This window comes from Oceanicaulis sp. MMSF_3324, from assembly GCF_030733545.1.
In the GTDB taxonomy this organism is placed as follows: domain Bacteria; phylum Pseudomonadota; class Alphaproteobacteria; order Caulobacterales; family Maricaulaceae; genus Oceanicaulis.
In genome coordinates this window covers 141,257-167,118 of the sequence record NZ_JASHIU010000006.1, presented here as the reverse complement: position 1 = coordinate 167,118, position 25,862 = coordinate 141,257, and the positions used below count along the sequence as shown (strand labels likewise).

General features: G+C 61.1%; 25 protein-coding genes and 4 tRNA genes. 19 read left to right on the top strand and 10 right to left on the bottom strand.

What is annotated here, in order from left to right:
* The first annotated feature begins 2 nt into the window (after positions 1–2).
* Together RBA95_RS08105 and RBA95_RS08100 are read left to right on the top strand one after the other, a co-directional pair.
* Positions 3–77: transfer RNA gene (locus RBA95_RS08105), tRNA-Glu, on the top strand.
* A 167-nt stretch (positions 78–244) separates the two neighbouring features.
* Positions 245–319, top strand: a tRNA-Glu gene (locus RBA95_RS08100).
* 141 nt (positions 320–460) lie between these two features.
* Here RBA95_RS08100 and ppa read toward each other — a convergent pair.
* Entirely contained in the window at positions 461–985 is a 525-nt protein-coding gene (gene ppa, locus RBA95_RS08095; RefSeq protein ID WP_306016359.1) for an inorganic diphosphatase, read from the bottom strand.
* Between the two features lie 162 nt (positions 986–1,147).
* On the opposite strand from ppa, the gene RBA95_RS08090 reads away from it, so the two are divergent.
* The 5 genes from RBA95_RS08090 to RBA95_RS08070 all read left to right on the top strand — a co-directional run bounded on the left by RBA95_RS08090 (position 1,148) and on the right by RBA95_RS08070 (position 2,849).
* The gene (locus tag RBA95_RS08090; RefSeq protein WP_306016358.1) at positions 1,148–1,723 is read left to right on the top strand and encodes a DUF192 domain-containing protein; all 576 of its coding nucleotides are present in this window, start codon (positions 1,148–1,150) and stop codon (positions 1,721–1,723) included.
* Positions 1,724–1,768: 45 nt separating this feature from the next.
* A tRNA-Pro gene (locus RBA95_RS08085) sits at positions 1,769–1,845 on the top strand.
* A gap of 69 nt (positions 1,846–1,914) precedes the next feature.
* Positions 1,915–2,220, top strand: coding sequence for an ETC complex I subunit (locus RBA95_RS08080; RefSeq protein WP_306016357.1), 306 nt, complete (start codon positions 1,915–1,917; stop codon positions 2,218–2,220).
* Between the two features lie 96 nt (positions 2,221–2,316).
* A tRNA-Arg gene (locus tag RBA95_RS08075) sits at positions 2,317–2,393 on the top strand.
* A gap of 24 nt (positions 2,394–2,417) precedes the next feature.
* The gene (locus RBA95_RS08070) at positions 2,418–2,849 is read left to right on the top strand and encodes a hypothetical protein (protein ID WP_306016356.1); all 432 of its coding nucleotides are present in this window, start codon (positions 2,418–2,420) and stop codon (positions 2,847–2,849) included.
* Here RBA95_RS08070 and RBA95_RS08065 read toward each other — a convergent pair.
* Positions 2,846–4,483, bottom strand: a complete 1,638-nt coding sequence (locus tag RBA95_RS08065; protein ID WP_306016355.1) for a SulP family inorganic anion transporter — start codon at positions 4,481–4,483, stop codon at positions 2,846–2,848. The genes RBA95_RS08070 and RBA95_RS08065 overlap by 4 nt on opposite strands.
* A gap of 278 nt (positions 4,484–4,761) precedes the next feature.
* Between RBA95_RS08065 and RBA95_RS08060 the strand changes: the two genes are divergently transcribed.
* The 4 genes from RBA95_RS08060 to RBA95_RS08045 are packed head-to-tail and all read left to right on the top strand — an operon-like array spanning position 4,762 to position 8,862.
* Positions 4,762–5,799 (top strand): efflux RND transporter periplasmic adaptor subunit, encoded by a 1,038-nt coding sequence (locus RBA95_RS08060; protein WP_306016354.1) that lies wholly within the window; start codon positions 4,762–4,764, stop codon positions 5,797–5,799.
* A 36-nt stretch (positions 5,800–5,835) separates the two neighbouring features.
* Positions 5,836–6,528, top strand: coding sequence for an ABC transporter ATP-binding protein (locus RBA95_RS08055; RefSeq protein WP_306016353.1), 693 nt, complete (start codon positions 5,836–5,838; stop codon positions 6,526–6,528).
* Positions 6,525–7,682 carry an ABC transporter permease gene (locus RBA95_RS08050; protein WP_306016352.1) on the top strand — a complete coding sequence of 386 codons (1,158 nt, stop codon included), beginning with the start codon at positions 6,525–6,527 and terminating at the stop codon, positions 7,680–7,682. The genes RBA95_RS08055 and RBA95_RS08050 overlap by 4 nt, the downstream gene beginning before the upstream one ends.
* A 4-nt stretch (positions 7,683–7,686) precedes the next feature.
* Positions 7,687–8,862, top strand: a complete 1,176-nt coding sequence (locus RBA95_RS08045; RefSeq protein ID WP_306016351.1) for an ABC transporter permease — start codon at positions 7,687–7,689, stop codon at positions 8,860–8,862.
* A gap of 18 nt (positions 8,863–8,880) precedes the next feature.
* On the opposite strand, the gene metC is transcribed toward RBA95_RS08045, so the two are convergent.
* Entirely contained in the window at positions 8,881–10,026 is a 1,146-nt protein-coding gene (gene metC / locus RBA95_RS08040) for a cystathionine beta-lyase (protein ID WP_306016350.1), read from the bottom strand.
* Between the two features lie 67 nt (positions 10,027–10,093).
* On the opposite strand from metC, the gene RBA95_RS08035 reads away from it, so the two are divergent.
* Positions 10,094–11,155 carry an amino acid ABC transporter substrate-binding protein gene (locus tag RBA95_RS08035; protein ID WP_306016349.1) on the top strand — a complete coding sequence of 354 codons (1,062 nt, stop codon included), beginning with the start codon at positions 10,094–10,096 and terminating at the stop codon, positions 11,153–11,155.
* Between the two features lie 9 nt (positions 11,156–11,164).
* Here the strand turns inward: RBA95_RS08035 and RBA95_RS08030 are convergent, their stop codons facing one another.
* Positions 11,165–12,172 (bottom strand): cysteine synthase A, encoded by a 1,008-nt coding sequence (locus tag RBA95_RS08030; protein ID WP_306016348.1) that lies wholly within the window; start codon positions 12,170–12,172, stop codon positions 11,165–11,167.
* Positions 12,173–12,318: 146 nt separating this feature from the next.
* On the opposite strand from RBA95_RS08030, the gene RBA95_RS08025 reads away from it, so the two are divergent.
* Genes RBA95_RS08025 through RBA95_RS08010 form a run of 4 tightly spaced genes read left to right on the top strand, consistent with a single transcriptional unit; the run spans position 12,319 to position 16,020 of the window.
* Positions 12,319–12,972, top strand: coding sequence for a ChrR family anti-sigma-E factor (locus tag RBA95_RS08025; protein ID WP_306016347.1), 654 nt, complete (start codon positions 12,319–12,321; stop codon positions 12,970–12,972).
* Between the two features lie 22 nt (positions 12,973–12,994).
* Positions 12,995–13,693, top strand: a complete 699-nt coding sequence (locus RBA95_RS08020; protein ID WP_306016346.1) for a DUF6134 family protein — start codon at positions 12,995–12,997, stop codon at positions 13,691–13,693.
* Entirely contained in the window at positions 13,693–15,222 is a 1,530-nt protein-coding gene (locus RBA95_RS08015) for a cryptochrome/photolyase family protein (protein WP_306016345.1), read from the top strand. Before RBA95_RS08020 ends, RBA95_RS08015 begins: the two co-directional genes overlap by 1 nt.
* A gap of 9 nt (positions 15,223–15,231) precedes the next feature.
* A complete protein-coding gene (locus RBA95_RS08010; protein WP_306016344.1) occupies positions 15,232–16,020 on the top strand; it encodes an SDR family oxidoreductase in 789 nt (262 codons plus the stop codon).
* 44 nt (positions 16,021–16,064) lie between these two features.
* Here RBA95_RS08010 and RBA95_RS08005 read toward each other — a convergent pair whose 3' ends face one another.
* From RBA95_RS08005 to RBA95_RS07990, 4 genes are read right to left on the bottom strand one after another with little or no spacing between them, the layout of a single operon-like run.
* A complete protein-coding gene (locus RBA95_RS08005) occupies positions 16,065–17,306 on the bottom strand; it encodes a cyclopropane-fatty-acyl-phospholipid synthase family protein (RefSeq protein ID WP_306016343.1) in 1,242 nt (413 codons plus the stop codon).
* 41 nt (positions 17,307–17,347) lie between these two features.
* Entirely contained in the window at positions 17,348–18,175 is an 828-nt protein-coding gene (locus RBA95_RS08000; protein ID WP_306016342.1) for a DUF1365 domain-containing protein, read from the bottom strand.
* A gap of 1 nt (position 18,176) precedes the next feature.
* Positions 18,177–19,538 carry an NAD(P)/FAD-dependent oxidoreductase gene (locus RBA95_RS07995; RefSeq protein ID WP_306016341.1) on the bottom strand — a complete coding sequence of 454 codons (1,362 nt, stop codon included), beginning with the start codon at positions 19,536–19,538 and terminating at the stop codon, positions 18,177–18,179.
* Complete coding sequence (locus tag RBA95_RS07990; RefSeq protein WP_306016340.1) at positions 19,535–20,977, bottom strand: deoxyribodipyrimidine photo-lyase; 1,443 nt, start codon at positions 20,975–20,977, stop codon at positions 19,535–19,537. The genes RBA95_RS07995 and RBA95_RS07990 overlap by 4 nt, the downstream gene beginning before the upstream one ends.
* 122 nt (positions 20,978–21,099) lie before the next feature.
* On the opposite strand from RBA95_RS07990, the gene kdsA reads away from it, so the two are divergent.
* Together kdsA and rfaE2 are read left to right on the top strand one after the other, a co-directional pair.
* On the top strand, positions 21,100–21,960 hold the full coding sequence (kdsA, locus tag RBA95_RS07985) for a 3-deoxy-8-phosphooctulonate synthase (RefSeq protein WP_306016339.1): 861 nt from the start codon (positions 21,100–21,102) through the stop codon (positions 21,958–21,960).
* Between the two features lie 17 nt (positions 21,961–21,977).
* Positions 21,978–23,444, top strand: coding sequence for a D-glycero-beta-D-manno-heptose 1-phosphate adenylyltransferase (rfaE2, locus tag RBA95_RS07980; RefSeq protein ID WP_306016338.1), 1,467 nt, complete (start codon positions 21,978–21,980; stop codon positions 23,442–23,444).
* Positions 23,445–23,446: 2 nt separating this feature from the next.
* Here the strand turns inward: rfaE2 and RBA95_RS07975 are convergent, their stop codons facing one another.
* Entirely contained in the window at positions 23,447–24,661 is a 1,215-nt protein-coding gene (locus RBA95_RS07975; protein ID WP_306016337.1) for a DUF3089 domain-containing protein, read from the bottom strand.
* 119 nt (positions 24,662–24,780) lie between these two features.
* Here RBA95_RS07975 and RBA95_RS07970 point away from each other — a divergent pair, with 119 nt between their 5' ends.
* Positions 24,781–25,512, top strand: coding sequence for a DUF502 domain-containing protein (locus tag RBA95_RS07970; RefSeq protein WP_306016336.1), 732 nt, complete (start codon positions 24,781–24,783; stop codon positions 25,510–25,512).
* Between the two features lie 53 nt (positions 25,513–25,565).
* Here RBA95_RS07970 and RBA95_RS07965 read toward each other — a convergent pair whose 3' ends face one another.
* On the bottom strand, positions 25,566–25,778 hold the full coding sequence (locus RBA95_RS07965) for a cold-shock protein (RefSeq protein WP_009800850.1): 213 nt from the start codon (positions 25,776–25,778) through the stop codon (positions 25,566–25,568).
* Positions 25,779–25,862 lie beyond the last annotated feature (84 nt).

The window sequence follows — 25,862 nt, the reverse complement described above, 5'->3', positions numbered from 1 at the left end:
GCGGGCCCTTCGTCTATCGGTTAGGACGCCAGGTTTTCAACCTGGAAAGAGGGGTTCGATTCCCCTAGGGCCTGCCATCGGTGTGATTATCCAGAACAAACCGCCCTTAGGGGCGGTTTTTCTTTTATGTGCAGGCTGGTTTTGGCGCGATCAGAGCCTTGTCTGTAACTGGCTCGCAGGACCTGCAAAACTCTGCTTGCCACCCCAGTTCGGGACCGGTATACGACCGCTCCCGACGCGCTGCGGGCCCTTCGTCTATCGGTTAGGACGCCAGGTTTTCAACCTGGAAAGAGGGGTTCGATTCCCCTAGGGCCTGCCACGCGTCGCTTTCTCCTGACATTTTGGGATTTTAACGCTTCCTTCTTGCAAGGGGCGCGTTTCGTTCGTGTTTTCAGACATAAAAAAAACGGCGTCCGGGCGATCCCGAACGCCGTTCATGTCTCACTCAGAGCAGGGTGCGTTACTTCACGCGGTCCATGGCGACCGAGATCAGCTCACGGGCGCGCTCGACGCCGTGCCAGCCCTGAACCTTCACCCATTTGTTGGGCTCGAGATCCTTGTAGTGCTCGAAGAAGTGGGTGATGCGCGCCAGCTGCGCCCCGTGGACATCATGGTAGTCCTTGATGTCGTCATAGAAGGGGGTGAGCTTGGCGTGGGGCGCGGCGAGAATCTTCTCGTCCTGACCGCTTTCGTCTTCCATGAGCAGAACGCCGATCGGGCGGGCGCGCACGACGCAGCCCGGAACCAGCTCTGTCTGGCCCAGCACCATCACGTCGATGGGGTCGCCATCATCGGACAGGGTGTGCGGCATGAAGCCGTAATTGCACGGATAGCGCATCGGGGTGTGCAGGAAGCGGTCGACGAACACGGTGCCGGAATCCTTGTCCAGCTCGTATTTCACAGGTTGGCCGCCGACCGGCACCTCGATGATGACGTTGATGTCTTCAGGCGGGTTAACGCCGGCGCTGATTTTCTCGATGCGCACGTATATCCTCCAGCGAAACGCAAATGTTGGCGCGCAAAAAACCGTGTCAGGCGCTTTGCTGCAAGCGATTTGTGCGGCGCAAGACCAATTACCGACTTCGATCGCGCTTACAGGCGCGCAGAGTGATTGCACGGCGCGTCTGGCGGAGCTAGCTTGCGCGCCATGATGATCCGTTCTCGCATACTTGCTCTGGCTGCCGCCGCACTCGTCGGCTTCGGCTCCGCCGGCTGCGCGCTCGCGCAGTCTGTCGACCCCACCGCGCCTGACGCTGTCGTTGAATATGGCGGACCGGATCCGCTGACCATCGAGGGCGATTTCGGCGAACATACCTTCACGGTCGAAGTGGCGAACACTGAAGCGTCGCGGGAACGCGGCCTGATGCATCGCGAATCCATGGATCCGGATGCAGGCATGCTGTTCGATTTCGGGCGTGAGGACTTCATGTCGATCTGGATGGCGAACACCATCATCCCGCTCGACATTCTGTATGTGCGCGCTGATGGCGAAATCGCCAAGATCATCACCGGCGCCCAGCCTTTCTCGCGCCGGCCCATGTCATCCGATTATCGGGTGCTCGCTGTTGTGGAGCTGAATGGCGGGCGGACGCTCGAGCTGGGGATAGAGCCCGGCGACATCGTGCGCCATCCCTTGTTCGGCAATGTCGAGACGGACACCGCTGATGCCGATTCCGATGCCGAAGCGACAGAGACTGTGGAAGAGGCGCCGCAAGAGGGCTAGGGCGCTTGCGCCTCAGCGCGCAGCCCCGTAAACGTCATTCGCAGTCGGGGCGTAGCGCAGCCTGGTAGCGCATCTGGTTTGGGACCAGAGGGTCGCAAGTTCGAATCTTGCCGCCCCGACCATTTTATTCAGGGCTTGTTAGCGAGCCTTGAGCAAGACAGGACGTGGATAGCCAAGTCTGGACGAGAAACATGTTCGCGAAGATCTACAAGCCTTCCAAAACGGCCATGCAATCTGGTCGCGCCAAGTCCCAGGACTGGGTGCTGGAGTTTGAACCGGCCATGGCCAAACGTCCCGACCCGCTGATGGGCTGGTCTTCCAGCTCGGACATGCGCCGTCAGATCCATCTCAATTTCGAGAGCAAGGATGCGGCCGTGTCCTACGCCCAGCGTCACGGCATTGCGTTCCAGGTCCGCGAGGCGCGCGAGACGCCCCGCAAGATCAAATCCTACGCGGCCAATTTCGACGCCGACCGCAAGGAGCCTTGGTCGCATTAGCGTCAGGCCTTCGCGCTTGCCCCGAAAAACGGTTCTCTATCGCAACGCCGTATCTTCACAGGATGCGGCGTTCCGCTTTAATGAGGACAGCGGTCAGGCCCCGTAGCTCAATTGGATAGAGCACCGGACTTCTAATCCGACGGTTGTAGGTTCGAGTCCTACCGGGGTCGCCATGGACTGAAGGCACGGGGGCAGTCATGTCGAGCGAGACGGGTGACACGCAGGGGCGCCTGCATTTTGTCTATCATGAAGACCGGGACATACTGGAGGTTGCTTATCCCTCCATCATGGACCCGGACGCCGTGGCCGAAGCCATGCGCTATATGCAGACCGGGCGGATCTCCAGCCAGGGACGCGCACTGATTGACCTGTCGAATGTGGAAGAGATCACGCTGACCTCAGAGGATTTGGTGCGGTTCGCCAATGAACGCGCGCGTGACTTTGGAGATCGCAGCCGCACCCGCCAGTTCAACGCCTTTTACGGGGTTTCAGACAAGATTCACCCGACCGTGGACGCGTGGACACGTTTCTTCCCCACGGGCGGCGGCCCGGTCGAGATGCGTCTCTTTGAAGAGCGTCACGACGCTGTCTACTGGCTGATGGGGCGCAAGGCGCAGCCCGAGGGCTAGTGGCCGCCCCCGAAGACGCCCGTGCGCACCGAATAGTCGGCCGCCACCTGGTAGTCCGGATCATCATCGGAATCGACCATGAGCTGCCCCGCCTTCGTCAGAAGCTGGTGGCAGTCGCGCGACAGGTGACGCAGGCGCAGCTCCTTGCCCTGGGCCTCATACTTCATCGCCAGGTCTTCGATCGCCTGCAGGGCGGACTGGTCCACCACGCGAGAGCGTTTGAAGTCCACAATGACCACATCGGGATCGGTCTCGATGTCGAACAGCTCGCTGAAATTGTCGGTGGAAGCGAAGAAAAGCGGACCATCCAGCTCATAGGTCTTCGCTCCCGGCACGGTATGGCTGTCATGCGCTGAGATGTGCAAACGCTTGGCGGATCGCCAGGCGTAAACGAGAGCGGAGACGATCACGCCCGCCACCACAGCGACCGCGAGATCGTATTGCACCGTGACCACCGTCACCAGAATGATCACCAGCGCGTCCGAGCGCGGGATCTTGAGCATGATGCGGAAGGAGTTCCACGCGAAGGTGCCGATCACCACCATGAACATCACGCCGGTCAGCGCGGCGAGGGGAATCTGTTCGATCAGCGGCGCAGCGAACAGGATGAAGCTCAGCAAGAAGAGCGCCGCCATGATCGCGGCGAGACGGGTGCGCGCGCCGGACTGCACATTGATCATGGACTGACCGATCATGGCGCAGCCACCCATGCCGCCGAAGAAACCGGTGATGAGGTTGGCGGCGCCCTGTGCCACGCATTCCTGAGACGCGCCGCCGCGCTTGTTGGTCAGTTCACCCACCAGGTTCAGCGTGAGCAGGCTCTCGATCAACCCGATGGCGGCTAGCACCAACGCATAGGGGAAGATGATCTGAAGCGTTTCGAGATTGAGCGGCACCATGGGGATATGGAATGTGGGCAAACCACCCTGAATGCTGGCGAGATCGCCCACGCGCGGCGCGTCGAGACCGAAGCCGATAACGATCGCGGCGGTGACTGCGATGCCGGCCAGCGGCGCCGGGATCGCCTTGGTGAATTTCGGCAGGCCCCAGATCACCAGCATGGTCAGTCCGGTCAGTCCGAGCATGACAAGCAACGGAACGCCGGTCAGCCATTCGCCGCCCGCAATGCCATGGCCGCCCCCGCCATGATCAGAGCCCGGCACCTGGAACTGGCTTAGCTGCGCCATGAAGATCACAATGGCCAGACCATTGACGAAGCCCAGCATCACAGGGGTAGGCACCAGCCGAATGAACTTGCCAAGTTTGAATATGCCCGCGCCAAGCTGAAGCACGCCCATCAGCACCACGGTCGCGAACAGGTATTCCACGCCATGCTCGGCCACCAGCGCCACCATGACCACGGCGAGCGCGCCGGTTGCGCCGGAGATCATGCCCGGACGTCCGCCGAAGACTGCGGTCACCAGGCCCACAATGAAAGCCGCATAAAGCCCGACCAGCGGATTGACGCCGGCAACAAAGGCGAACGCCACCGCTTCGGGCACCAGCGCCAGCGCCACGGTCAAGCCCGCCAGGATCTCGGTTTTCAGCCGCTGAGGATCCTTCAGGGACAGGCTCGCATCATTGTTCGTCAGCGACAGACGATCGACGAGCGCGTTCAGGGTGGCTTTGACCATGACGGTTCTTCCGCTTGAGAGAATTCAGCTTGCGCCAAAGGGTCGCAAAACGATTGCGTGCTCTGACACGGGCCTTGCTGCAACGCAACACTTGGCAGTGATTATTTGCTGTCCTTGAACGCAAATCGCCCCGAGTGACACCTGTCACTAACGCAGACCGTACAGGGGTCGCTATCCATGGATCATACGGACGCAGGCCGCGCGGATTGAAATCTCGCCTCGCGTGATCCGTGAAGTGATACACTGCTCACGCGAGTAGCGCATAGGGGGCATGACGCATGAACGACCAACGGACCGAGCAATTACACTCGCTCACCATCGAACGCAGTGAAGTCGACACAAGATCAGGCGGGCCCGGATGGGCGGCCGTGATAGTCGCCATGGTTCTGGCGGGCGGGGCAGGCGCTGCGGCGGCCTGGTTCCTGCTACCCGAGCCTGAGGCCGCACCCGCCATTCAAGCTCAGAGCCCTGCCGTTGAAGAGCGCGTTCAAGCCGACAACGCCAGCACGGCAGCTCCAGCGCCGCGCCCTGCTGTGAACTCAGGGCTTGTCGCATCCGGTTATGTGGTCGCACGTCGCCAGGCCACGGTCTCGGCGGAAATTACCGGCCGCATTCGCGATGTCCTGATTGAAGAAGGCGCGGTGGTCGAAGCCGGAGAGGTGCTCGCCTATCTTGATGATGATCGGGCCCAGATCGATCTCGACCTCTACGAAGCCCAGGAAGCGGCCGCCAATGAGCGGGCACGGGCGCTGGCGGCTCAACTGACTGAAGCGCGAACCGTGCTCGAACGGACGGAACGGCTGGTGACCTCCGGTTATGCCTCCGATTCCCGTCGCACCGCCCAGCAGGCGCAGGTTGATAGTCTTCGCGCCCAGTTGAGCGCCGCCCGGGCTGATCTGGCCGCCGCCCAGGTGCGTGTGCGCAGCCAGCGCGACTATGTGGACCGCCATATTGTTCGCGCGCCCTTTGGCGGCGTCGTCATCGCCAAGAACGCCCAGGTCGGGGAAATCCTCTCGCCAGTTTCGGCGGGCGGCGGGTTCACCCGGACCGGCATCGCGACCTTGGTGGACATGGAGAGCCTGGAGCTCGAAGTGGACGTCAATGAAGGCCAGATCCAGCGCGTCAGCGCCGGCCAGCAGGTGGAAGCCATTCTGGACGCCTATCCGGACTGGCGCATTCCCGCCCATGTGGAAGCCATCATTCCAACGGCCGACAGGGCCCGCGCCACGATACGTGTGCGTGTGGCGCTCGGCGAACGCGATGCGCGGATACTGCCGGACATGGCCGCCCGCGTCACCTTTCTCGACGAAACCTGAACAACCGCTCCCAGCACAAGGCGATAGGGACAGATCATGACCGACGTGCTTTACGAACTCACCGATCTTTCAAAGAAATACACCCGCGGCAAGGAAAGCGTCGCGATCTTTGAAGACCTGACCATGACCATCAATCGCGGCGACTTCATCGCGATCATGGGGCCCTCGGGCTCGGGCAAGACCACCTTGCTCAATCTGCTGGGCGGCATCGACAAGCCCTCGGGCGGACAGGTGGTCTGCAACGGCTTGCGTATCGACAATCTGAGCCAGGCCAAGCTCGCCAAATGGCGCTCTAGCCATGTGGGTTTCATCTTCCAGTTCTACAATCTCATGCCGACGCTGACCGCGGCTCAGAACGTGGAATTGCCGCTGCTTCTGACCAAGCTGTCGAGCAAGGAGCGCAAGCGCCGTGTCCAGACGGCTATGGAAGTGGTCAAGCTCGCCGAGCGCGCCAAACACCGGCCGCGCCAGCTTTCTGGCGGTCAGCAGCAACGCGTCGCCATCGCCCGTGCGCTCGTTGCGGACCCGGATGTTCTGCTCTGTGACGAGCCGACCGGGGACCTGGATCGCGCAACGGCGGATGAGATCCTCGAAACCCTGCAATTGCTCAATTCCGAGCTGGGCAAGACCATCGTCATGGTCACTCACGACCCGGCGGCGGCGAAATATGCTCGCCGTGAGCTGCATCTGGACAAGGGCCGCTTTGTTGAAACCGGAGCGATGGCATGAATGACCTCACGCTCATACGCAAATCCCTATTCAGGAAGAAAACCCGTGCGATCCTTCTGATCCTCTCGATCATGACGGCCTTCCTGATCTTCGGCGCACTCGCCTCTATCGACCGGGTGCTGAACTCTTCCGAGGAGCTGTCCCGGGCGGACCGGCTCGTGACGGTGAACAAGATCAACTTCACCCAGACCATGCCTTACGCCTATTGGGGCAGGGTGGGGGCCGTTGAGGGCGTCCAGGCCGTCACCCACGCCTCCTGGTTCGGCGGCTATTACCAGGATATCCGCAATTTCGTGCAGGCCTTCGCCGTTGATGTGGACACTTATCTCGAGGTCTATCCCGAGCTGGTGATGCCGGCGGATCAACGCGCCGCTCTATCAGAACGTCGTGATTGCGTAGCGGTCGGGGCGGATTTGGCAGAACAATATGGTTGGGCCGTCGGAGACAGGTTCCCGCTCAGCTCAAACATCTGGCGTCAGGCTGACGGCTCCAGCGCCTGGGATGTGGAGGTCTGCGCGATCATGACCATCCCGGATCAGGAGCTGCCGACCAATTATCTGCTGATGCAGTACGACTATTACAATGAAGCGCTGGCGTTCAATCGCGACCAGATCGGCTGGATGATCCTGCTGACGGGCGATCCGGCCAACAACGATGCCGTGTCCGAGCGGATCGATACCCTGTTCGCCAACTCGCCGGCTGAAACCGAAACCACGACCGAAGCGGCGTTCTCGCAAGCCTTCGTCGAGCAATTGGGCAATATCGGTTTGATCCTGTCGCTGGTGGTCGGCGCCGCCTTCGCCACCATTCTGATGATCGTGGGCACCACCATGGTGATGGCGATCAATGAGCGCACCAAGGAAGTAGGCGTCATGAAGACGCTGGGCTTCTCCTCCTCACGCATCTTCACCCATGTCCTGTCGGAATCCGTGCTGTTGAGCCTTGTGGGCGGATTGCTGGGACTGGGCGCGGCTGTGCTTCTGCTCGGCGGCATCGCAGAGGTGGCTGGCGGGCAATTGCCCGGGCTGGGCGTGGGCCGCGAAACCTGGATACAGGCGCTCGGTCTGATGCTCGCCTTTGGACTGCTCACCGGCTTCGTGCCGGCTGTGAACGCCATGCGACTGAAAATCGTCGAAGCTCTGGGGAAGGACTAACGCCATGATTTCGCAAATATCTGCGGTCACCTCGATCAATCTGCGCTCCATCCCGCAACGCTGGGGCATGTCGCTGGCGACCATTCTCTCCATTGCGCTTGTGGTAGGCGTGCTTCTGGGCTTCCTCGCCATGGCCAACGGCTTCCGCGCCACGGTGAGCGGAACAGGGTCAGAGAGCATCGCCGTGCTCTTGCGCTCCGGATCGCAAGCCGAGCTCAATTCCGGCTTCGGTCGGGACACGGTGCGCCTGATCGAGACTGCGCCGGGCGTGGCCCGGGATGAAGACGGCGCCGCCATCCTGTCGGCCGAGCTTTATGTCATCACGGACGCCACCAAACGCTCGACCGGCAATGATGCCAGCCTCTCCCTGCGCGGAGTCGACGACATGGCCCCACGCCTGCGAGAGAATTTCGAGCTGGTTGAAGGCCGCATGTTCGCCGAGGGCTCCAACGAGATCGTGGTCGGTGAGGGCGTGCTCCGGGAATTCTCCGGCTTCGAGCTTAATTCCACGATCCGGATGGGGCCGAATGAGTGGCGTGTTGTCGGGGTCTTCTCGACGGGCGGATCGGTGTTTGACTCTGAAATCTGGGCCGATATCGGCACGGTTCAGAACCTGTATCAGCGCGGCGCCAGTTATCAGTCGATCCGGGTCCAGCTGGACGGAGAAACCGGTCTGACCGAGCTTCAGGACTATGCCGAGAACGAACCGCGGCTCGATCTGGATATCACCACCGAGAAAGAGTTCTTCGCGCAGTCCGCCGGCGGTTTGTCCAATCTCATCATGTATCTGGGCTGGCCCCTGGCCATCATCATGGCGGTTGGCGCGCTCGCCGGGGCCTGGAACGCCATGTATGCGTCCGTGGACTCTCGTGTCCGTGAGATCGCGACCCTCCGGACGCTGGGTTTCTCCGGTTTCGCCGCCTTTGTCGGAACGCTGGTGGAATCCCTGCTGCTCGCCTTCATCGGCGGTCTGGTTGGTGCGCTGATCACCTATTTCGTCTTTGACGGCGTCAGCGCCTCGACCATGGGCGGAAGCTTCACCCAGGTGGTGTTCTCCTTCGCCGTGACGATCCAGTCGGTCATCAGCGGGGTGGTGCTCGCCCTGATTGTCGGCCTGTTCGGCGGCTTCTTCCCGGCCTTGCGCGCGTCACGCGTGCCCTTGCTCGAAGTGCACGGCTAACGCCTGGGGCGGACCAGCTCAGCCCAAGGCTTGAGCCAGGTCCGCCCACAGGTCATCTGCGTCCTCCAGCCCGACCGACAGGCGCAGCAAAGCGCCTTCGGCTTTCCAATCAACGGCGGTTCTCCGGATCTGACGATCACACGGCAGGATCAGGCTTTCATAGCCGCCCCAGCTGAAGCCCAGCCGGAAGAGGTCACAGGCCTCCGCCATCGCTTCGCTCTCGCGCGCCTCAACACCATCAAGGACAAAGGCGAAGCATCCCGAGACGCCGTTGAACTGGTTCTTGAACAGCGCATGGTCAGGATGGCTCTCAAGGCCCGGATGAAGCACCCGCGAGACCTTCGGGTGGGCCTCCAAAGCCTTGGCGATGGCCAGGCCGGACGCGCCGGATCGCTCGATCCGCAGGGACAGGGTGCGCAGCCCCCGCAAGCACAGATACGCATCATCCGGCGACACATGGCCGCCAAACAGCACATCCTTGGTCTTCAGGCGAACAGCAGCCTCATCTTTCGCAGCGACTGAACCCATCAGGAAATCGGAATGACCGCCGGCGTATTTGGTCAGCGCCTGAGCGGCGTAATCCACGCCCAGCTCCAGCGGATTCATCAAAATCCCGGCGCTCCAGGTGTCATCAATCACAGTAGCGACGCCCGCTTTGCGGGCCGCTGCAGCGATGGCGGGAATATCCTGGACTTCAAAGGTCAGCGAACCCGGGCTTTCCAGAAGGATCAGCGCGGTGGGCGTGTCCAGCAGCGTGGCGATCTCACCGCCCAGTCGTGGATCATAATAGACGGGAGTGACGCCATAACGCGGCAGTTCTTCATCACAGAAGCGGCGCACCGGACCATAAGCGGAATCGGTGATCAGCGCCTGCATCCCTGCCGGGGTGTCGGGCAGAGCCGTGCGCAAGGCGAGAATAACGCTGGCCAGCCCGGACGGGGCGAGGGCCACATGATCCGCCTCATAAAGGCCGGCGATCGCTTCGCGCAATTCTGTGTTCGGGCTCAGGCCGCCGCGACCGTAATGGCGACGGGGCGGGGTCGGATTGTAGAGCTCGGCCGTGGAAGGCGCGACGACGGTGGAGGCGCGCTCCACGGGCGGGTTCACCAGATCATCGCTGCGGCGGGGCTGACCGGAATGGATCAGTCGGGTGTCGCGTTTCATGTCGACGCGCTCCCTTCTCTTCGTTACACCTGAGGCTTGGATTTCAGCATGTAAGGCGGTTGGACCAATGACGCCAGCGTCTTTGTTCGACTTGATGGACCCGCGTCGACTGGCCAAGGGCGCTGCCGCGTTTGCTTTGGGTTTCACGGTCTCCCACAGCGAACTCGACAATGCGACCTCCCATATGGATGAGGTCCAAAGGCGCGGCGTTCTGAGATGCGGCGTGGATACAGGTCTTGTGGGCTTCGCCCAGACCGATGAGACAGGCGAATGGAGCGGCTTCGAAGTCGATCTTTGCCGCGCCTACGCCGCCGCCTTCCTGGATGATCCCGATCGCACCGAATTCGTGCCCACTACGACCCTCGACCGTTTCCGGGCCGTGCGCGAGGACGAAGTGGATATCCTGCTGCGCAACACCAGCTGGACGCTGTCGCGGGCGACCATGCAGGGCGTTCAGTTCGCCGGAATCTATTATTATGACGGGCAGGGTTTTCTGACACCGGCTGACCTCGGGCTGACCTCCGCGCAGGAGCTCAGTGGCGCGCGCATCTGCGTGCAGCCGGAAACGACCAGTGCGCTCAATCTTGATGATTACGCCGAGCGCTATGGCCTGACCTTCACCATCGTTTCGGTTGAAACCGTTGCTGAAGCCCGCCGGGCATACGAAGCCGGGGAATGTGATGCCTTCACCAGTGACGTGTCTCGCCTGGCCGGCTTTCGTCGCTCCCTGAGAGAGCCTGAGCAGCACATGGTCCTGCCCGACGTGATTTCCAAGGAACCGCTGAGCCCGGTCGTCAAGGATGACGATGACGCCTTTGCCATGGCGGTGGAGTGGGTGCTGACCTCACTGATCGCGGCGGAAGAATACGGCGTCACCCAAAGTCAGGCGGCTGATCTGGATCAAATCTCGAACCGCCCAGAAGTACGCCGGCTTCTCGAGGTAAATGAGGAAACGATCGCAAGCCTTGGACTGCAAACCGATTTCGCGCGCCGCGCGATTGCCGCCGGCGGGCATTATGGCGAGCTCTTTGAGCGCAATCTGGGCGAGACATCCCCGCTTCAGCTTGAGCGAGGCCTGAATGCGCAGTGGAAAGAAGGCGGACTTCTGTACGCGCCGCCCGTGCGTTGATCGCCTGAGCTAGTCCAGCCAGGTCGGGGTCGGCAGCCCTTTTTCCCGCAGGAATTCCGGGTTGTAGAGCTTGGACTGATACCGCGAGCCGTGATCGCACAGGATCGTCGTAATCGTATGACCGGGCCCCATCTTGCGCGCCAGGCGCACGGCTCCGGCGATGTTCACGCCGGCAGACCCGCCCAGGCAAAGGCCTTCCTCAAGGACAAGGTCATAGAGGATGCCAAGCGCTTCTTCATCGGTGATGCGGAAGGCTTCATCTATCTGCGCGCCTTCAAGATTGCCCGTGATCCGGCTCTGTCCAATGCCTTCGGTGATGGACGTGCCTTCAGCTTTCAGCTCGCCATGGGCGTAATAGCCGTAAAGCGCGGCTCCGCCGGGATCTGCCAGTGCAATGGTCACATCCTTGCTCTTCGCCTTGAGCGCATCAGATACGCCAGCCAGCGTGCCGCCAGAGCCAACAGCCGCTACAAAGGCGTCGACCTTGCCGCCGGTCTGATCCCAGATTTCCGGACCGGTCGTTTCCGCGTGCGCACGACGATTGGCGGTATTGTCGAACTGGTTCGCCCAGATCGCGCCATTGGGTTCGGTCTTGTTGAGCTCTTCGGCAAGCGCGCCTGAATAGCGGGCATAATGGTTCGGATTGGAATAGGGGACGGCATCGACCTGGATGAGCTCGGCGCCCATGAGCCGGATGGCTTCAGCCTTCTCCCGGGACTGGGTGCGCGGAAAGACGATCACGACCCTGTAGCCCAGGGCGCGCCCGACCATGGCGAGACCGATCCCGGTGTTGCCCGCCGTGCCCTCGACAATGGTGCCGCCGGGTTTGAGCGCACCGCTGGCTTCGGCTTCGCGAATGATCCCCAGAGCCGCGCGGTCCTTGACCGAACCGCCCGGATTCATGAACTCCGCCTTGCCCAGAATCTCGCAGCCGGTTTCATCGGAAACCTTGTTGAGACGGACCAGCGGCGTATCGCCGATCAGGTCGATGACAGAGCGGGCGGGACGAATGGACATGGCGAACCTCACAAGACAATGTGGCGTCAAACTAGGGACTGGGCTGGCCTGCTGCAATAAAACAGCCAGGGCTTCGCGCAGGCGTGATCCATTTTGCGTGTGTGTGCGTAACACTCAGTATGAAATTGGAGTGCCCTGACATGCACATGCTTGACGCCCCCTGGATGGTGGATGTGGCCAGCGGCGCCGCCCCAAAAGCGGTCCAGGTCCTGGCCGCTTGCCATGCTGAAATGAATGCGGACGCCTTTCGCATGCTCAACCAGGCGGAACAGGTCATGGGGTCTTTGCTGGAAGACACCGAACCCGTCGCCCTGAGCCCGGGCGCCTTTGACGCGATCAGTCGCGAACTGGGCGTTTTCACAGACACCGCGCAATCCTCAGAAGCGCCCGAGGTTGAAGGCCTGTTCGCCAAATTACCGGCAGCGCTCCGCACCGTGCTGGACGACCATCCTCATCCTATCTGGATGAACAAGGTTGGCGGGGTGAAGGAAATGCCGATTGAAACCTTAGAGGAAGAGGGCGTCCGCGTGCGTCTGCTCAGCCTGCCCGCGGGCCGGGGAGTCGCAGAACACACCCACGAGGCAGAAGAGCTGACCCTTGTTCTCGAAGGCGGGTTTAATGACGGTCATAGCGACTATGTCCGCGGCGATGTGTGCCACGCCGATCCCAACCTCACACACAATCCGCGCGCGCATGACGATGGCCCCTGCATCTGTCTGAGCGTGGAGATGGGGCGTCTGAAATTCACCCATCCGGTTGTCGCCATGGCGAGCAGGATGCTCGGCTGGGATAAGAACTGATAGATCGAGCAAGGAGGAGCCGATGCTCCGGACCTTTCTGACGAGCCTGAGCCTGGCCGGCGCCCTGTCTCTTGAGGTTTTCGCCTTCAATGATGACGGCCCCGTGCTTCCCACGCCGGTCGAAAATGAAGAGATTGTCTTTGATGTCTATCGCAATGGCGATACGCGCTTTGGCACCCATGCGCTGAGCTTCCAGCGCCAGGGCGACGACCTGCTTGTGTCCATTGATATCGAGCTTCGAGCGGGGGTCGGTCCGATCACCGTCTTTCGGTATGAACACCAGTCCTCAGAGAGGTGGCGGGACGGTCAGCTGATCGCCCTACAATCTGAAACGCTCAAGGATGGAGAGACCTATGATGTGTCCGCCGCGCGCGACGGCGACCGTCTGGATGTGCAGGGTGAAGCGCCCGAAGACGGGTCGGTCTCCCTGGAATTCCCGCTCTCGGTTCTGCCGAGCTCCCACTGGCATGGCTATGAAACCGGTGAATACGCCATTCTGAATACCGAGCATGGCGATGAACTGGGAGTTACGGTGGAGTATCTGGGCGAGGAAATGCTCGAGGCGGATGGCGAACGCATCAATGCGCGCCGTTACCGCCTTATCAGCGATCTGACGGTTGATCTCTGGTACGACGAGAATGGCCGGTGGGCCGGTTGCGAATTTGAAGCGCGTGGCCAGACCGTTCGCTATGTGCGCCGCGCCAATCCGTTGGAAGGCTGATGGCTACGCTGCGATTGGTGCTGGGCGATCAGCTGACCGACACGATCGCTAGCCTCGCCGATTACGAAGAGGGCGATCTGGTTCTGATGGCGGAAGTGGCCGAGGAGGCTGGCTATGTTCCCCATCACAAGAAAAAGATCGCCTTCCTGTTTTCCGCCATGCGCCATTTTGCGTCTCGCCTGCAAGGGCAGGGCAAGTCAGTGCGCTATGTTCGCCTTGATGACACCGACAATTCCGGCTCCCTGAAGGGGGAGGTGGAACGCGCTCTGGATGAAGGCGAGTTCGATACGCTCGTGGTCGTGGAGCCGGGCGAATACCGTCTGAAATGCGAGTTCGACAGTTGGTCTGAGGATCTCGACTGCTCAGTGCAAATCCGTCGTGATGATCGCTTCATCTGTTCCCTGGACCGTTTCAATGCCTGGGCGGAAGACCGAAAACGTCTCACGATGGAATACTTCTATCGCGAAATGCGCCGCGAGACCGGCCTGCTCATGGACGGAGACGACCCTGAAGGCGGCCAGTGGAACTATGACAAGGACAATCGCAAATCCTTACCCGACGATGTGAGCCTGCCTGAGCGCGCCTTCGTCGACCCGGACGCCATGACCCAAGACGTTCTCTCGCTTGTCGAGGAGCGATTCCCGGATCATTTTGGCGAGCTCGAACCCTTTGGCTACGCTGTGACGAATAAGGATGCCGAAGAGCAACTCGATTGGTTCATCAAGAACGGTCTGCCTTGCTTTGGCGATTATCAGGACGCGCTGAAACAGGGCGAAGCCTTTCTGTTCCATTCGGTCCTGTCGCTATATCTCAATGCCGGCCTGCTCGATCCGCTTGATGTCTGCCAGCGCGCCGAAACCGCCTACAAGCAAGGACGCGCGCCGCTGAACGCCGTCGAGGGGTTCATTCGTCAGATCCTGGGCTGGCGTGAATATGTGCGCGGCATCTACTGGCGTTTCATGCCGGATTATCTAGAGCGCAACGCGCTGGAGGCCGATCGGCCGCTGCCGGACTTCTATTGGTCAGCGGACACCGATATGGCGTGTGTCCGGGATGTGGTCACCACCACCCGCAAGCACGCCTATGCCCATCATATCCAGCGACTGATGATTACAGGCAATTTCGCATTGCTGGCCGGCATCGACCCCAAGGCGGTCAATGAATGGTATCTGGCGGTCTATGCTGATGCGTATGAATGGGTCGAAGCGCCCAATACGCATGGCATGGCCCTGTTCGCCGATGGCGGGTTGATGGCGACCAAGCCCTATGCCGCATCAGGCAGCTACATCAACAAGATGAGCGACCACTGCAAGCAGTGCAGCTATGCCATGAGCAAGAAGAACGGCCCCAAGGCCTGTCCGTTCAACTATTTGTACTGGAACTTCCTGATGGAAAACCGGGAACGGCTGGAGGGCAATCATCGTTTGTCCATGATCTACAAGACCCTGGATCGGATGAGCGATGACAAGCGCGAAGCCGTCCGTGATGACAGCCAGCGTTTCTTCAAACGCATCGGCATCGAGCAATAAGGATCTGTCATGAGTGCGCCTGTCCCTGCAAAACCATCCGACGGGGTGTGCTGGCTGACCGGCGCAAGCTCGGGCATTGGCGAAGCCCTGATCGTCAATCTCGTTTCAAACGGCTGGCGCGTCGCCATTTCGGCTCGAAGCGAAGACAAGCTCAAGACACTGGCGGACCAGTATCCGGGCAAGGTCTTCGCCTATCCGGTGGACATTACGGACGACAAGGCCGTCGAAGCTACCGTGGAGGCGATTGAGACCGACCATGGACCGATCGCACGCGCCATCCTGAATGCCGGGGTCTATCTTTCGATCAATGCGGAAAATCCCCGTTTCGAGGATTACGCCAAGACCTTTGACGTCAATCTCAAGGGCGCAGCGGCCTGCATCTGCGCGCTCACGCCGCGCATGTGCGCGCGCCGATCCGGCCAGATCGTCATCGTGTCATCCGCCACCGCCTTTGGCGGCATGCCCACGGCGACGGCCTATGGCGCCACGAAAGCCGGTCTGCTGAACATGTCGGAAGGGCTGGCGATCGAACTGCATCGCTATGGCGTACACGTGCAGTGCGTTACGCCGGGCTTCGTGGATACGCCTGCCCAGGATGACAATGACTTTCCCAAGCCCTTCATGGTCAGCGCCGAAACCGCGGCCAATCGCATCGCCAGGGGCATGACGCGATCCCGGTTCGAGATCACCTTTCCACGGCGCTTCACCTGGGCGCTCAAGCTGATCTACGCCCTGCCGAGAAGCTGGCACATCGCCTTGGTGCGCAAACAGACGGGCTGGGACAAACCGCCAGAATAAAAAAAGCCCGCTGCAAAGCGGGCTTTTTCTTGAATGCTTTGGCCTCAGGCGCGAGAGACCGTGAACTGGCCCACATCAATGCGCCCCGTGCGGAATCCCGCCTCGCAATAGGCGAGATAGAAATCCCACATGCATTTGAAGCGTTCATCGAAACCCATCGGCTTGATTCTGGGCCAGGCCTCATTGAAGCGCTCTTTCCAGACCTTCAGCGTGTCGGCGTAGTCCAGTCCGAACTGGTCGGTTTTCTCAAGATCCAGATTGGCCGAGCTGAAGCACTCTTCCAGCTTCTCCACGCTGGGCATCATGCCGCCGGGGAAAATATAGCGCTGGATGAAATCGGCGCGCTTGGAATAGGTCTCGAAAAGATCGTCCCGAATGGTGATGATCTGAAGTCCGGCCTTGCCGCCGGGCTTGAGGACATCGGACACCTTGGTGAAAAAGCTCGGCCAGAACTCCTGACCGACCGCTTCAAACATCTCGATCGAGGCGACCCGGTCATAGGTTCCGGTTTCGTCGCGATAGTCCTGAAGCTTGATGTCCACCTTGTCGGACAGTCCCAGTCGCTCCATGCGCGCAATGGCGTAGTCGCGTTGGGCGGGCGAGAGAGTGAGACAGGTCACGTGCGCGCCGACCTCGCCAGCAGCGTACTCGGCGAACCCGCCCCAGCCACATCCGATCTCGAGAACATGATGATCAGGCTGCAGGTCAATCGACCGGGCGAGGGCGGCGTATTTCTGGCTCTGAGCGTCCTTGAGCGCGGTTACGCCGTCGGTGAAGCGGGCCGATGAATACGTCATCGTCTCGTCCAGCCAGAGCTCATAGAAATCATTACCCAGATCGTAATGGGCCTCGATGTTCTTGCGCGCCTGGGACTTCGTATTGGCGCGGCTGAGATGATACAGCCAGTGGAAGAAGCGCGTGATCGGGCCGCCGCGCGTGATATGCGCCATTTCGTCCAGATTGGCCGAGAAGACGGTCAGGACGGCCGCGAGATCGGGCGTGGTCCAGTCGCCGTCCATATAGCTTTCGGCAAAGCCCACATCGCCGCCGGAGATGACCTTTCGAACCACCGAGTAGTTGTTGAGCTCCATGACGGCGTCCGGACCGCTGCGTCGCCCTTCGAACTGCACGGCGCGTCCATCAGGCAGTCGGACAGTGAGTGTGCCTACTTTCAGCTTGAGCAGCATGCGAAGGGTCAAGCGAACCCCGCGCGGCACACCTTTGAGGCGGTCGATAACAGCCGAAGAATCAGCCCGCACCAGCGGGTCGGCGGCGAAGTCGGTCATGGGCGGCTCCGTCGGTTACGCAAAGGCGTATAACGTTAAGTTTACAATGAATTCCGTCCGACGCCAAATCCAGAGCGGTCGGACCGGGAAACACGATGCGCCTGAGAGGCTTCCGGGTGTGTCGCATCACGCGAGTGATACACGGCCCCCTTGATCCACAGGCGCAGCGCCTCCCAATGAATGGCGAGAATGGTCTTCAGGCTGGAGAAGGGCTGGGTGACGAACAGGCGCAGAAGCTTGGGCGTAGTCAGGGCCTGGCGCTTTAACGCCATGGTCGCCAGAAAATCGGGCCCGTCTTCGCGCTGCTTGAAAATCGTCAGGTGGAAGCGTTCATCCGGCTCGCGCAGGGTGAATTCATAGCGTCCTTCCCGGTCGAAGAAGGGAGAGACGTGAAACACCTTCTCCGCGTCATGGGTCTGCACAGGGGCGTCACACGCCTTGGCCACATAGCAATGGCTGTCGCCGAATGTGTTGTGGACTTGATAGATCACGCCTTTCAGACGGCCATTCGGGGCTGCTGCGAAATAGATCGACAGCGGATTGAACTGATAGCCGAGGACGCGCGGAGCACTGAGCAGAGTGATCGTGTCGTCTGGCGCGAGCGCGACATCGTGCGATGCGAGCAGGTCGCGCGCCCATTGAGACAGGTCTCCGCCATCGCGCGGGCCATGATCCTTGGGCTCGAAGCTATAAAGATTGAACCGACCGACCGAGAAGAACCGGCTCAAACCGCTCGCTTCTGTCAGACGGTCCAGATCCAAGAGGATCGATCCCAGCCGGTAGCTGAACCGGTGAAAGAAGGGCGCACGCCGTTCGTGCACGGTCTTGCCCAGATACAGCGCGCCAGGAGGAGTGAGAGCGTCAGCCATCTTATTCGGCCGCAATCCGGGCTGCCGGTGATTGATACGGTTGAGGGCGCGCCCAATGACCGCCATCCACATCGCCTTCGGCGAAGTCCCAGGGTATCTGGCCGCCCAGTCTCAGCGCCACGCGCAGACCCGAACGGAACCCGTCCTCATGGAAGCCATAGCCCAGCCAGGCGCCGGCGAACCAGGTACGGCGCACGCCCTGGATTGAGTTGAAGATGCGTTGCGCCGCCAGGGCAGGCGCATTGAATTGGGGGTGGTCATATTGGTAGCGCCCGAAAACCGTTTCCTCACGCGGCTGGCGCACCGGGTTCAGCGTCACGTACAGGGGCTTATCAGAACGGATGCCCTGCAGCCGGTTCATGTCATAGGTGACGGCAGCCTCTTCGCCGCCCTCACGCAGATAGGTCCAGGCTGCCTGCGCGCCCGGACGCGCCGGCGTCAAAGTCGTGTCACAATGCAGAACCGCTTCGTTGGCGCCGTAGCGGATCGCGCCCAGCATCTGCTGTTCGTCCTCGTCCGCGTCCGAAAGCAGGCGTAGCGCCTGATCGGAATGACAGGCCAGAATGACCTCATCAAATTGGTGGGTCTGGCCCTCGGCGTCCGTGACATGAACGCCGGTCTCATCGCGCCGAACGCTGACCGCTTCACTCTGAAAGCTCACATCTGCATCGACAAGATCGGCTTCAAGCTTGCGGACATAGGTCCGGCTTCCGCCTTTGACGGTATGCCATTTGGGGCGTTCGGCATGCATTAGGCGGTGATTCTTGAAAAACCGCACGAATGTCTCGGCCGGATAATCGGTCATGGCGTGTTCGGAGGTGGACCAGATGGCTGCCCCCATGGGCAACAGGTATTGGGTCCGGAAGGCCTCGCCCAGTCCCAGCTTGTCGAGATATTGCCCGAGGCTCAGCCCTTCAAAACCATTGGATTCAAGGTCTTTCTGCGCCTGGCTGTTAAACGTCAGGATGTCGCACAACATGCCCAGAAAGCGCAGGTTGAAAAGATTGGACGGATCCGCGAACAGTCCCGACAATCCATTCGATGACCATTCAAACTGGCGATCCAGGCTGAAGCCGAAGCTCATATCGGTTCGATAACTCTCAACGCCGAGATGATCGAACAAGGCGATGAGATTGGGATAATTGAGCGGATTGAAGACAATGAAGCCGGTATCCACATCAATCGGGATGCCATCATAGTCGATACTGACGGTATTGGCGTGGCCGCCAAGCCGGTCACGTTTCTCGAAGACGGTCACATCATGGACATTGCGGAGCGCCCAAGCGGCGCCGAGACCGGAAACCCCTGCGCCGATGACGGCGATGCGGGCAGGTGAAGTCAGCAGGGGGTATTTCGGGCTCATCCGGAGTCCTTGATCTTTTCAAACGCGGCGAGGGCCCGTTTGCGAGCGTCGCCATGGTCAACAATCGGCTTGGGATACGTCTCTCCAAGGGTCACGCCAGCGCGCGAGAGTACCGCCTTGTCGGCAGTCCAGGGCGCGTGAATGGCCTTGTTCGGCAAATCCGCAAGTTCTGGAATCCACTTACGAAGATAATCACCTTCCGGATCAAATTTTTCCGATTGGCCGACTGGGTTGAAGACCCGGAAGTAGGGCGCTGCGTCCGCGCCTGACCCGGCGGTCCACTGCCAGGACGCCGAATTGCTGGCGAGGTCGGCATCCACGAGCGTGTCCCAGAACCAGGCCTCGCCCTCACGCCAGTGGATGAACAGGTCCTTGATCAGGAAACTCGCCACGATCATGCGGACCCGGTTGTGCATCCATCCCGTGCTCCACAGCTCGCGCATGCCTGCGTCCACGATGGGATAGCCGGTCTGCCCCCGCTGCCAGGCCTTGAGCGCCTCGGCGTTATCGTCCCACTCGAAGGCATCGAACTTGGACTGGAAGTTCGCATCAGGCAGATCGGGGAAATGATAGAGCAAGTTATAGCTGAACTCGCGCCAGGCGATTTCGCTGAGATAGGTGTCAGCGCCGTCTGTCCGAGCGTGATTGGATTGCTTTACCGCGTGCCAGACCTGGCGCGGGCTGATCTCGCCGAAATGAAGGTGAGGGGACAGACGCGAGGTGCCGTTCTCGCCGGGCAGATTGCGCCGGTCTGGATAGTCGGTCACAGCCTGTTTGAGAAACTGTCCCAGTCGCCCATGCGCCGCGGTCTCACCCGGCGTCCAGAGCGCCTTTATTCCACCTGACCAGTCCGGCTGTGTTGGCAACAACTCAAACGCCTCAAGTGACAGGCCGCCCTTGTACTCAGAAAAGACCGGAGCCTCAGGCCTGCCTATCGGCTCGGCCGGCGCGTGATCTGCTTTCAGGGTTTTCCAGAAAGGAGTGAACACCTTGTACGGATTGCCGGTCTTGGTCGCAATGTCCCAGGGTTCGACGATCAGGGAACCGTTGAAGGACCGGGTCTTGAGCCCGTCATCCTTCAGCGCGCTTTTGATCCTCTCGTCCCGATCACGCGCCCATGGCTCGTAAAGCCGGTTCCAGTAAACAGCCTGGGCGCCGGTTTCCTGAATCAGGGTTTCAAGCTGGGCTTGCGCCGCACCTTGCATGAAAATCAGATGGCCATTGATCTCCTGAAGGTCTTCCGACAGGGAGTTCAGCGAATGATGCAGCCACCAGCGGCTCGCGCCGCCAGGTTTCCGGCCGCCCGGCGCATCATCATCGAGAATATAGACCGGAATGATGGGCGCACCGCTGGCCGCTGCGGCTTGCAGGGCGGGATTGTCAGCCAGCCTGAGGTCCTGACGAAACCAGACGATGACCGGGGAATTCGTTTCAGACATGGATAAGTGTGCACGCGTTCTGGGAGGAGGGATGGTGTAAGGCTATACGGCGCCTTATATCCTGTGGATCAGGGCTCGACGCAGTCGCCCCCCGACCAAGCGCCAAGTGGAGACGCTTTCTCATGAATCCGAATACCGTCGTCGAAATCCCGCTGCCCCATGGCGGCGTGCTGGAAATGGGCAATGAGAAGCCTCTGACCATAATTGCAGGGCCTTGCCAGCTGGAAAGCCGGGAGCATGGCCTTGAAGTGTCCCAGGCGCTCAAGGAGATGGCGGATCGCACCGGCGTCAATCTTGTCTACAAGACGTCCTTTGACAAGGCGAACCGGACAAGCCTGTCGGGCAAGCGCGGACTGGGCCTGTCGGCCTCCATGGATGTCTTCAATGAAATCCGTCAGACCACCGGGCTGCCGCTTCTGACTGACATCCACACCCAAGAGCAATGCGCCATAGTGACGGAAGCCGCCGATATCCTGCAGATTCCGGCCTTTCTGTGCCGCCAGACGGATCTGCTTGTGGCCGCGGCCAAGACGGGCAAGGTGATCAACGTCAAGAAGGGGCAATTCCTGGCGCCCTGGGACATGCCCAATGTGATCGGCAAGATCACCGGCGCGGGCAACGCCAATGTCATCGCTACAGAGCGCGGCGCCAGCTTTGGCTACAACACGCTGGTCGTGGACATGCGTAGCTTCCCGATCATGAAGCAGACCGGCGCGCCGGTCGTGATGGACGCGACGCACGCCGTGCAGCAGCCGGGCGGTCAGGGCGGCTCATCAGGTGGTCAGCGTCAGTTCGCACCGCATCTGGCGCGCGCTTCGGTTTCTCTGGGCATCGCCGGCGTCTTCATGGAAACCCATCCCGATCCGGACAATGCGCCCTCTGACGGACCGAACATGATCCCGCTCGACCGCTTTGAAGAGGTGGTGCGTGATCTGATGGCCTTCGATGCGCTGGCCAAATCAAACCCCGTCGTTCAGCTTTAATCGCTCTGGAGAGCGCCATGTTGCGTGAACGGGCCGCCCATATCCTGGCCGCCATTCAGAACCGCCGCGCTGTCGTGCTTGGCGATCTGCTCTATGACAGCTTTGTCTATGGCGACACTCATCGCATCTCCCGAGAGGCGCCAGTCCCGATCCTGTCGGAGAAACGGCGCACGGCGATGCTGGGCGGCGCTGGCAATCTGGCGCGCAATCTGTCCAGTCTGGGCGGTGAGGTGCGCTTGATCTCCGTCGCGGGCTCAGATCCCGATGGCGATGCGGCTGTTGAACTGGTCAAGGACGCGTGTGGCGAAGCCGAGGGCGTGGTGCGCACCCCGAGCCGGCCAACCCCCTCCAAGATCCGGTACGTCTCCAACAACCAGCAGATGTTCTGTGTGGATCGGGATCCCAACGCCGCCATTGACGGCGAGACCGAGAATGCGCTGCTTGACCGCATCAAGGATGCGCTGCAGGACTCTGATATACTTATTATTTCCGATTACGGACGTGGCGTCATAACCCGGGACCTGGTCCAGGCCGCCATTGCTCTGGCGCGAGAGGCCGGCAAGCCGGTCAGCGTTGATCCCCGCGGCTCGGATTATTCGCGCTATGACGGCGCCAGCATCATCAAACCCAATGCGGGCGAGCTGGAAGCGGAGACCGGGCTGAGTGTACGCACCGACCAGGAAGCCGCGGAGGCGCTGAAGGCTCTCAAGACCGGCTTGGGCCGCACGGATGCGGTCATGGTCACGCGCGGCGGCGCGGGGATGACGCTGCTGGATGAATCGGATGTCGTTCATCATCACCGCTCCCGCCCCCGGGAAGTCTATGACGTCTCCGGTGCGGGGGACACGGCGCTTGCGGGCCTGTCACTGGCCATGGCGGCCGGCGCCCCGCTCAAGGATGCGATGGCGTTTGCGGATCTCGCAGCCGGGGTCGCCGTGGGCAAACCCGGCACCGCTACGGTCACGCCCGAAGAAGTGATCGACGCCGCTGAAGCCGGGCAGGAAGCGCCCGACTGGCGGATCATGTCGCGCTCCGCCATGTCCAAGCTGTCAGCAGAATGGCGGCATTCTGGGTTGAAAGTGGGCTTCACCAACGGCTGCTTTGACCTGCTCCACCCCGGACACCTGTCTGTGCTGCGTCATGCGGCATCGGTGTGCGATCGGTTGATCGTGGGTCTGAATGCAGACGCGTCGGTCAAGCGCCTGAAGGGCGAAAACCGGCCCATCAATGACGAGATGACGCGCGCCACCATGCTGGCCTCACTGGAAATGGTCGATCGTGTGGTCATCTTTGGCGAAGACACGCCCGCTGACCTCATCGCGGAAGTCGCGCCGCATGTCATGATCAAGGGCGCGGACTATGTCGCCGATGAATTGCCGGGCGCGGACTTCATGCGCCAGAACGGCGGCGAGATCGTGCTTGCGCCATTGATGGATGGTCTGTCGACCACCAACATCGTCAACAAGCTCAGAAACGACAGCTAGCCCTATCCATCAATAGGCGTGATCGGGGCCGTCTCCACCTCCACCGGCGCGTCAAGCGGCGGCGCGTAGCGCGCCTCCTCGGCCAAGATGGCTTGCACGGTTTCAAGCCGCGCCTGAGCATTCGCGCGAATGTCCATGTAGAACAGGTTCGCAGGACGCACACGCCGGTCTTCGGCCAGTCGTCCGGGACGCCGCAACGCACTGGCGCGCGGTTGATCGATCATCAGCAAGCCACCCTGGCATTGCGCGCCGGTCTGGTTCGTCATGGGCGAGGGCGCATCCGTCAGACTGAGTTCGGCGGCGGCCGCCGCGCCCTTGTGCAGTCGCGCAGGGGCATAGTCTTCATTGGCGGTCCAGAGCACCGGATTGACGCACAAGAGCGCCCGATCCTCGATGGGGCTGATTTGACCCTCACCATTGATGGCGCGAGACCGCGTCGTAATCGCCTCGATCCGGGCCGTTTCTTCAGGACGAACCGCGACCCAGCCGACCAGACAACGCGCCTCGCCCGGGTCGGTGCAAACCGGAATGGTCGAGAGCGGTCCGGCCAGCAGGTCGAGTGGCGTCGGGGCCTCGATGATATAGGCGGCGGCCAAGCGCTTGCGGATGGCCTCGTCAGGTGCAATGCGGCGCGCCAGCACATCCAGTCCGATCGCTCCGCCCTGGCCGACGCCAACAAGGAAGAAGGGCTGTTCAGGGTCCAGCTCACGCAGGAACTGGGTGAAGGCGCGCTGCACGTCGGCCTGGGCCAGCTCCCTCGCAAGGACCGAATCCTCGCGATTGTTCATGAAGGTGTAGAGTGAGGCCTGCCGATAGCGCGGGGCGTAGAGCTCGACGTCTTCGACCAGGAAGGGCGCCGCGTAATTGGGCAGGATGATCTGTGACACCTCAAGCGCTTCCTGAGGCCGGTCATAGGGCGCATTCCAGTGCGAGCCGCCATCATATGTGGTCGGGTGAATGAAAAAGACCGCCGGATGCCCCGCATCACCGGCCAGTTGAACATCGGGCCGCGCCGCCCAGGCGTCATCCTGGGTGTAATCGGGGGCCGGTGGTCGGTCATAGGTCTGGAAAGGCACGCCCGGGTCCAGGAAAGTCTGGAAGATCTGGTCGCGCAGGATGACAGCGCTCAGCGTAACCAGCGCCAGAAAGACGCTGACGGCTGTGATGAGGCCCCAGCGGAGCCAGGCGGAGAGCGGTAGGTTGAACGGGCCGGTCATGCGCACACTCTTACGCCTCATACGGGAGCAACAGCAAGGGTCCGCCTTGATTCTGCTCCGGTTCACAGGCATCTCAATTGTGCGCCCGCGTTCGGCGCTCAAAAATGGAGTGACGCCACGTGCTTCGCTGGCTCCGCAACCGCTTTCTGACGGGCGTCGTCGTCGCCGCCCCGATCGGAATCACCTTCTGGCTGATCTACAGCTTCGTCAGTTTCGTGGACCGGGTGATCAAACCGCTCGTTCCCGCCCGCTACAATCCTGAAAGCTATCTGCCCTTCGCCATTCCGGGGATGGGCTTGCTGATCGCGGTTCTGGGGCTGACGCTCCTGGGGGCTCTGGCCGCGAACATTTTCGGGCGTAGCCTGCTCGATCTGGGCGAGCGCCTGCTCAATTCGGTGCCGTTGATCCGGAACATCTACGCCGCGCTCAAACAGATCGTCGAGACGGTGTTCCAGGGCCAGCAGAACTCCTTCAAGGAGGTCGTGCTTGTAGAATACCCCATGGCGGGCAGCTATGCGGTGGCGTTCGTGGCGTCTTCGGGTCGCGGCGTGATCCGGTCGGTCGTCGGCAAGGGCGATGAGGTCATCGGCGTGTTTATCCCGACCACGCCCAACCCGACTTCGGGCTTCCTGCTGTTCGTGCCAAGATCCAAAGCGATCCCGCTCGATCTCACGGTGGAGGAAGCCGCCAAGCTGATCATCTCTTTCGGCATGGTCACGCCCGAACGACTGCCCGATGGCGCGATCCCGCAAGCCGAGCCGAACAAGGCCGGCGCAGGGCTCATGCCGGATGATCCGGATAAGCGCGATGAGACCGATGAGACCGATGAGACCCCAGAGGACAAGGCATAGAAAAACCCCCGGGCGTGAGCCCGGGGGTTTTCTCTGATCAAACGAGGATCAGATTAGTCGGCGTTGGCCAGCGAACCGGCAGAAGTCTTGCCGCTGCGCTTGTCCACTTCTTCTTCGAAAGAAATGCGTTGGCCTTCTTTAAGCTCGGGCATGCCTGCGCGCTCAACAGCAGACGCGTGCACGAACACGTCCTTGGAGCCGTCGTCAGGCTGAATGAAGCCGTAGCCTTTGGTGGAGTTGAACCATTTCACAATGCCGGTAGCCATTGTTGAGTGTCCTTTTGTAGACAAGAGTTAAGCACCACGACCCCCGATTGGAGCTGTGGCGGACATCGACATGTGGAGGGAGTG

Coding starts and splice junctions, on each gene's coding strand:
- kdsA (WP_306016339.1), top strand. CDS start 21,100: ATGAATCCGAATACCGTCGTCGAAATCCCGCTGCCCCATGGCGGCGTG.
- rfaE2 (WP_306016338.1), top strand. CDS start 21,978: ATGTTGCGTGAACGGGCCGCCCATATCCTGGCCGCCATTCAGAACCGC.
- RBA95_RS08050 (WP_306016352.1), top strand. CDS start 6,525: ATGAATGACCTCACGCTCATACGCAAATCCCTATTCAGGAAGAAAACC.
- RBA95_RS07990 (WP_306016340.1), bottom strand. CDS start 20,977: ATGTCTGAAACGAATTCCCCGGTCATCGTCTGGTTTCGTCAGGACCTC.
- RBA95_RS08030 (WP_306016348.1), bottom strand. CDS start 12,172: ATGTCCATTCGTCCCGCCCGCTCTGTCATCGACCTGATCGGCGATACG.
- RBA95_RS08090 (WP_306016358.1), top strand. CDS start 1,148: ATGATGATCCGTTCTCGCATACTTGCTCTGGCTGCCGCCGCACTCGTC.
- RBA95_RS08055 (WP_306016353.1), top strand. CDS start 5,836: ATGACCGACGTGCTTTACGAACTCACCGATCTTTCAAAGAAATACACC.
- RBA95_RS07975 (WP_306016337.1), bottom strand. CDS start 24,661: ATGACCGGCCCGTTCAACCTACCGCTCTCCGCCTGGCTCCGCTGGGGC.
- RBA95_RS08000 (WP_306016342.1), bottom strand. CDS start 18,175: ATGGCTGACGCTCTCACTCCTCCTGGCGCGCTGTATCTGGGCAAGACC.
- RBA95_RS08080 (WP_306016357.1), top strand. CDS start 1,915: ATGTTCGCGAAGATCTACAAGCCTTCCAAAACGGCCATGCAATCTGGT.
- RBA95_RS08045 (WP_306016351.1), top strand. CDS start 7,687: ATGATTTCGCAAATATCTGCGGTCACCTCGATCAATCTGCGCTCCATC.
- RBA95_RS08010 (WP_306016344.1), top strand. CDS start 15,232: ATGAGTGCGCCTGTCCCTGCAAAACCATCCGACGGGGTGTGCTGGCTG.
- RBA95_RS08070 (WP_306016356.1), top strand. CDS start 2,418: ATGTCGAGCGAGACGGGTGACACGCAGGGGCGCCTGCATTTTGTCTAT.
- RBA95_RS08005 (WP_306016343.1), bottom strand. CDS start 17,306: ATGACCGACTTCGCCGCCGACCCGCTGGTGCGGGCTGATTCTTCGGCT.
- RBA95_RS08060 (WP_306016354.1), top strand. CDS start 4,762: ATGAACGACCAACGGACCGAGCAATTACACTCGCTCACCATCGAACGC.
- RBA95_RS07995 (WP_306016341.1), bottom strand. CDS start 19,538: ATGAGCCCGAAATACCCCCTGCTGACTTCACCTGCCCGCATCGCCGTC.
- RBA95_RS08025 (WP_306016347.1), top strand. CDS start 12,319: ATGCTTGACGCCCCCTGGATGGTGGATGTGGCCAGCGGCGCCGCCCCA.
- RBA95_RS08035 (WP_306016349.1), top strand. CDS start 10,094: ATGACGCCAGCGTCTTTGTTCGACTTGATGGACCCGCGTCGACTGGCC.
- RBA95_RS08020 (WP_306016346.1), top strand. CDS start 12,995: ATGCTCCGGACCTTTCTGACGAGCCTGAGCCTGGCCGGCGCCCTGTCT.
- RBA95_RS08015 (WP_306016345.1), top strand. CDS start 13,693: ATGGCTACGCTGCGATTGGTGCTGGGCGATCAGCTGACCGACACGATC.
- RBA95_RS07965 (WP_009800850.1), bottom strand. CDS start 25,778: ATGGCTACCGGCATTGTGAAATGGTTCAACTCCACCAAAGGCTACGGC.
- RBA95_RS08065 (WP_306016355.1), bottom strand. CDS start 4,483: ATGGTCAAAGCCACCCTGAACGCGCTCGTCGATCGTCTGTCGCTGACG.
- metC (WP_306016350.1), bottom strand. CDS start 10,026: ATGAAACGCGACACCCGACTGATCCATTCCGGTCAGCCCCGCCGCAGC.